The 5,594-nt window shown below is 74.8% G+C and carries 6 protein-coding genes; 3 read left to right on the top strand and 3 right to left on the bottom strand.

The genetic code is table 11. The features are described 5' to 3' along the window. Positions 1-187: 187 nt before the first annotated feature. Positions 188-466 (top strand): hypothetical protein, encoded by a 279-nt coding sequence (locus MNZ39_RS22955; protein WP_242341418.1) that lies wholly within the window; start codon positions 188-190, stop codon positions 464-466. A gap of 10 nt (positions 467-476) precedes the next feature. Here the strand turns inward: MNZ39_RS22955 and MNZ39_RS22950 are convergent, their stop codons facing one another. Further along, positions 477-809 carry a hypothetical protein gene (locus MNZ39_RS22950; protein ID WP_242341417.1) on the bottom strand — a complete coding sequence of 111 codons (333 nt, stop codon included), beginning with the start codon at positions 807-809 and terminating at the stop codon, positions 477-479. A 136-nt stretch (positions 810-945) separates the two neighbouring features. After that, complete coding sequence (gene ligD, locus MNZ39_RS22945) at positions 946-3,183, bottom strand: non-homologous end-joining DNA ligase (protein WP_242341416.1); 2,238 nt, start codon at positions 3,181-3,183, stop codon at positions 946-948. A gap of 30 nt (positions 3,184-3,213) precedes the next feature. On the opposite strand from ligD, the gene MNZ39_RS22940 reads away from it, so the two are divergent. Together MNZ39_RS22940 and MNZ39_RS22935 are read left to right on the top strand one after the other, a co-directional pair. After that, entirely contained in the window at positions 3,214-4,110 is an 897-nt protein-coding gene (locus tag MNZ39_RS22940) for a Ku protein (RefSeq protein WP_242341415.1), read from the top strand. 24 nt (positions 4,111-4,134) lie between these two features. Further along, entirely contained in the window at positions 4,135-4,956 is an 822-nt protein-coding gene (locus MNZ39_RS22935; RefSeq protein ID WP_242341414.1) for a tetratricopeptide repeat protein, read from the top strand. Between the two features lie 42 nt (positions 4,957-4,998). Here MNZ39_RS22935 and MNZ39_RS22930 read toward each other — a convergent pair. Beyond that, a partial coding sequence (locus MNZ39_RS22930) for a DUF4142 domain-containing protein (protein WP_242341413.1) occupies positions 4,999-5,594 on the bottom strand: 596 nt, incomplete at its 5' end.

Below are 5,594 nucleotides of genomic sequence, written 5' to 3'. Positions count from 1 at the left end.
CTCCGCGGGCGGCGCCGAGGGCGCCTGCGCCAGCGCGGGGGGGCGGCGAGCGCGACGAGGACTGCGGCGAGCGCCGCGCGCGCCGAGCGCGGGGCCTTCCGGGAGAGCGGCGTCATCACGCCCGCGAGGATACCGCACGCCCGCGGCGCGCCGAGGTTAGATTGGGGGCGGCGGAGGGACGGTCCGGATGGCCCGCATCGACATGGAAGACTTCGTCGAGGGGACGGAGATCGCGCGCGTCTACCTCGCGGCGACGCTCGAGGAGGCGCAGGCGGTCGAGGCCGCGCTCGAGGACGCGGGGTTCGAGTTCGCGATCGAGCTCGAGACGTTCGCCTCGCCCACCGCGCTCGGCTCGAACCAGCCGCGCCGCGGCGCCGGCTTCTGGGTGGAGGCGAGCGCCGCGACGGCCTGCATCGGCGCGCTCGAGCGCGCCGGGCACCTGCGCGGCCTCGCGGAGCGCGAGTAGCCGGACCCGGCTACGCGGCCTTCGCCTTGGGCAGCGGCTTGCCCTTCTCGAACGCCGCGTTCGCCCCGAACTTGGCGACGATCTTCTTCTTGGTGTCGAGCCCCGTCGCCTCGATGACGAAGTTCGGGACGCGGCGGGCGCGCGTGTCCGCGACCCAGCGCGTGATCTCGCCGCGGCGGGCGGCCGGAGTGACGCGCCGCGCGACGACGTTCTTGCCGAGCTCGCGCCGGAGGCCCTCCTGCACGAGGTCGCCGACGTGGCGCGCGATGGCCGAGGAGACGCGGGCGACGACCTCGTCGGCCGTCTCGCGGAGGATGTCGTCGATGCTGGACTGGCGTGCCATGCTGGATTGCTCCATTCAGGGAGCCAGGAACATAGCCCGGTGGTCGAAATTGTCCACCGCATTCGTCCGGATTGCCCCCCATTGGACAATGGCTCCAGCGGAGTGGGCGTCCAGGCGACACGGCGCGCCGCGTCGCCTATTCCGCCGTCCGGCCGTCGCGCTGCGCGCGCCGCCGCGCTCCGCCGTTTCCACCCGCCATTCGCCCGCGCAGGCGCTCGAGCGCGGCCATGAGGTCCGGCTTCCCCGTCAGGACCGGCGAGAGCGGGTCCGCGCGAAGGCGGCGCGCGCGGCCCGGGACGTTGCGGAGGGTGAAGCGGGACGGGTCGAGCCGCGCCGTCACCTCGCTCCAGCGCAGCGGCGTCGACACCGGCGCGCCCGGCTTCGGCCTGACGGCGTAGGGCGCGGCGATGGTCTTGCCGAAGCCGTTCTGGAGGAAGTCGAGGTAGACGCGGCCGCCGCGCGCGGAGAGGGCGCGCGCCGTGGTCGCGATCTCCGGGAGCTCCGCCTCGATCGCGCGGGCGAGGAGCTCGCCGAGCGTCCTCGACTGCGCGTGGGTGAGCTGACCGCCGAGCGGCACGAGCACGTGCAGGCCCTTCTGCCCGGTCGTCTTGGGATACGACGGCAGCCCGAGCTCGTCGCAGAGGGCGTGGAGCGCCCGCGCGATGCGCACGACGTGCTCGAAGGGCGCGTCCTTGGGATCGAGGTCGACGACGCACCAGTCCGGGCGCTCGAGCGCGCCCGCCCGGCTCGACCACACGTGCAGCGGGATCGTGCCGAGGTTCGCGATCCACGCGAGGCCGTCCGCGTCGTCGACGAGGAAGTGATCGAGCTCGCGCCCGGCGTCCTCGCCACGGATCCGCACCGTCCGCAGCCACTCCGGCCGCCAGGTGGGCGCGTCCTTCTGGAAGAAGCTCTTCCCGTCGATGCCCTCGGGATAGCGCGTGAGGACGAGCGGCCGGTCCTTCAGGTAGGGCAGCATGAAGGGCGCGATGGCGCGGTAGTACGCGACGACGTCCCCCTTCGTGATCCCGTCCGCGGGGAACCAGACCTTCTCGCCGTTCGTCACCTCCACCCGGCGCGCGGGACGCGCAGGGTGCGGCACGGGCGGCGACGCGTCGTGCGGCGCGCGTGCCTCAGCGGCGCTCCGCGCCGCCGGGATGTCGAGCCACGCCGCGGAGCGGCCCGCGCGGTAGGGAGCGTCGGCGCGCTTCGCGACGATGCCGGCGAGCCCGCGCGCGCTCACCTCGCGCCGGAGCTCCTCGCCGCGCCCCTCGACGTGCTCCGCGTAGCGCACCGGCCCGAGTTGCGGGACGACGCTCGCGAGGAGGCGCTTCCGCTCGGCGAGCGGGAGGGCGCGGACGTCCAGGCCGCCGAGGGCGAGGAGGTCGAAGACGAAGAACGTCGCGGGGCGCTCCAGCGCGGCGCGCGCGACGTCTCGCGGACGGGCGAGCCGTGCGCGCGCCTCGAGCGCAGCGAGGTCGGGGCGGCCGTCGGGCCCGAGCACCACGACCTCGCCGTCGACGATCGCGTCGACGGGCAGCGCCTCGAGCGGCCGCGCGATCTCGGGGTAGAGCGCGGTCGCGTCCTCGCCGCGCTGCGTGAGGAGCGTCGCGCGCGTCCCCTCGCGCCGGGCGACGAGGCGGTAGCCGTCGTACTTCACCTCGAAGAGCCAGCCCTCCCCCTCCCCCCGCAACGGCTTGCCGCGCGGCGTCGCGCGCATCGGCCGGGCGTCGGCCCGCGAGAGCGCCCGCCGAGGCGCGCCGAGCCGCTCCGCCTCCCGCACCGCCCGCTCCGCGCGGCCCTCGCCCGCGGCGAGCTCCTCGAGCAGGCGGCCCGAGAGGACCGACTCCTGCGCGAACTCGCGCCCGGGGCCGGCCCACGCGTCGCCCCGGTGCTTCAGGAGCAGCCACTGCTGCTTGCCGCCCTGGGCCACGCGCGTGCGGACGAGCGTCCACTCTCCGTGCAGCTTGTAGCCGGAGAGCTGGAAGACGAGCTTGCCCCGGGCCAGCCCGTCGTACGGGACCCCGACCGGGCGCCACACGCCGCGATCCCACACGATGACCGCGCCGGCGCCGTAGTTGCCGGTGGGGATGGTGCCCTCGAAGCCCGCATACTCGACCGGGTGGTCCTCGACCTCGACCGCCATGCGCTTGTCGGCGGGATCCGCCGAGGGCCCCTTGGGGACCGCCCAGGAGCGCAGCGTGCCCCCGAGCTCGAGCCGGAAGTCCCAGTGGAGACGTCGCGCGGCGTGCTTCTGCACGACGAACAGCCGCGGAGCGTCCGGCGCTCGCGCCCCGTCCTCCGCGGGGCCGAAGGGCTCGGGCGTCCGGCCCGGATCGCGCTTGGCGCGGTAGCTGTCGAGACGATCGGGCACGCGCGGCTCGCTCCCTTAATGTAAGGAGGCATGGCGCCCCGCTCGATCGCGACAGGCACGATCTCCTTCGGTCTCGTGTCGATCCCAGTCCGCCTCTACCCGGCGACGCAGCCCTCCGCCTCCATCTCGTTCAACCTCCTGCACGCGGCGTGCGGCTCGCGCCTCAAGCAGCAGTACGTCTGCGCGAAGGAGGGCGTGAAGGTGGAGCGCGACGAGATGGTGAAGGGCTACGAGTTCGCGAAGGACCGCTACGTCACGTTCACGCCCGACGAGCTGCGCGCGCTCGACGAGATCGCCACCCAGACCATCGACATCGCCGAGTTCGTCCCGGCCGCGCAGGTGGACCCGGTGTACTTCGACCGCGCCTACTACCTGGGCCCCGACAAGGGCGGCGGGAAGGCCTACCGGCTGCTCGCCCTCGCGCTCGAGCGCGCCGGCAAGGCGGCCCTCGCCCGCTACGCGGCGCGGGGCAAGCAGTACCTGGTGCTCATCCGCGCGCGCGACGGGCGGCTGGTGATGCAGCAGCTCTTCCACGCGGACGAGGTCCGTCCGATGGACGAGGTCCCCGTGGACGACGCCCAGCCCAAGGACACCGAGATCCAGCTCGCGCTCCAGCTCATCGAGCAGACCGCGTCGGAGGCCTTCCGGCCGGAGCAGTACGAGGACGCGGTGAAGGCGCGCGTCGAGGCCGCGATCGCGAAGAAGGTGGAGGGCCAGGAGATCCAGGTCGCGGCGCCCGCCGAGCCGGCGGCGCAGGTGATCGACCTCATGGACGCGCTGAAGGCGAGCATCGACGCCGCGCGCGGCGAGAGCCGGCGCCCCGCGCGCGCCGCGCCACCCGCGGCCGACGCCGGAGAGCGCAAGGGGGCGAAGCGGGCGCGGCGGGACGCGGACGAGCGCGGCAAGGCCACCACTTCCCGCAAGTGACCCCGCCGTGCGATGGTGGGGCGCGTGTATCGCGCCACCGACGTCGCCCGGCTGCTCGGCCTGCCCGTCGCGGAGATCCGCCGCCTGGCGCGCGCGGGGTTCGTGATGCCGCGCCGCGGACCTCGCAACGAGCTCCGCTTCGCATTCCAGGACCTCGTCCTCTTCCGCGCCGCGGCCGAGCTCGTCCACGCGCAGGTGCCGCCGTCGCGCGTGCGCCGGGCGCTCGGCGACATCCGCGCCAAGCTGCCGCACGATCGGTCGCTCGCCGGGGTCCGGGTGCTCGCCGACGGGCGGAACGTGGTGGTGCAGGACGGCGGCGCGCGCTGGCGTCCGGACACCGGGCAGGTCCTCCTCGACTTCGAGGTGCGCGACGTCGCTCGCAAGGTCGCGCCGCTCGTGCGCTCCGGCCGGCCGCCGGGCGGCGCGAAGCTGGACGCGGACGCCTGGTACCGCTGGGGCTGCGACCTGGAGGACGGCGCGCCCGCGGAGGCGGTCGAGGCCTACCGGCGCGCGCTCGGGCTCGATCCGGACCACGCGGGCGCCCACCTGAACCTCGGGCGCCTCCTGCACGAGGCGGGCGATCCGCGCGCGGCCGAGTTCCACTACCGGCGCGCGCTCCCCGCCACCTCGCAGCGCGCGCTCGCGTCGTTCAACCTCGGCGTGGCCCTCGAGGACCAGGGGCTCGACGACGAGGCCCTGCTGGCCTACGCGCGCGCCATCGAGGCCGACCCCGCGCTCGCGGACGCGCACTACAACGCGTCACGCCTGCTCGAGCGGCTGGGCCGGAGCGCCGACGCGCTCCGGCACCTCGCCGCCTATCGCCGCCTCACCGACACCGGCGCCTGATCCCGGGGTCGCGTGGCGCCCCTGGCGCACCGAGCTCTTCCCCTACTCCCCGCCCCAGGGCGCTCGCGGCGGCCGCCGCGCGGCGCGCTGCTGATCCGGCTGCTGCTGCGGGTGGCGCGGGTCCTGCTCCCACTTCATGCCGAGCGCGGAGATCGCGTTCCGGCTGGCGAGCAGGTCCGACTCGGCCAGCACCTCGGTGTCGGAGAGCCACTTCTTGAGGCGCGCGTCCTCGCCCGGCGTCTCGTCGCGCCAGCGCTGGAGATCCGCGCGCTGGCTGCGCTGGGCGAACTCGACCTGCTGCAGGAACGCGTGGTCGAAGTCGGCGCCGGACTTGCCGCGGAGCTGCTTCATCATCGCGTCGTGAGCGTCGCGCTCGTTCTTCGGGCCCGACATGTCCTTCGGCTTGCCGCCGCGCTCGGCGACGATCGTCCCGAGCTCGCGCTCGACGCGCGCGTGGTCGTCGACGAGCTTCTTGCCGAGGTCCTTCACCTGGCTCGACGCGCCCCGCTCCTGGGCCAGCCGCCCGAGCTCCTGCCCTTCCCGGCTGCGCTGCTCGAGCGTCCCGAAGATCTGCTTCTGGCGATCGTCGATCCGCTTCGCCGCGTCCTGCGGTGCCGCGCCGGGTCGAGCCGGCGCCG

This window comes from Anaeromyxobacter sp. SG66 (genome assembly GCF_022690805.1).
Lineage (GTDB): Bacteria > Myxococcota > Myxococcia > Myxococcales > Anaeromyxobacteraceae > Anaeromyxobacter > Anaeromyxobacter soli.
The sequence above is the reverse complement of the archived record's forward strand: the minus strand, read 5'-3'. Positions and strand labels throughout refer to the sequence as shown.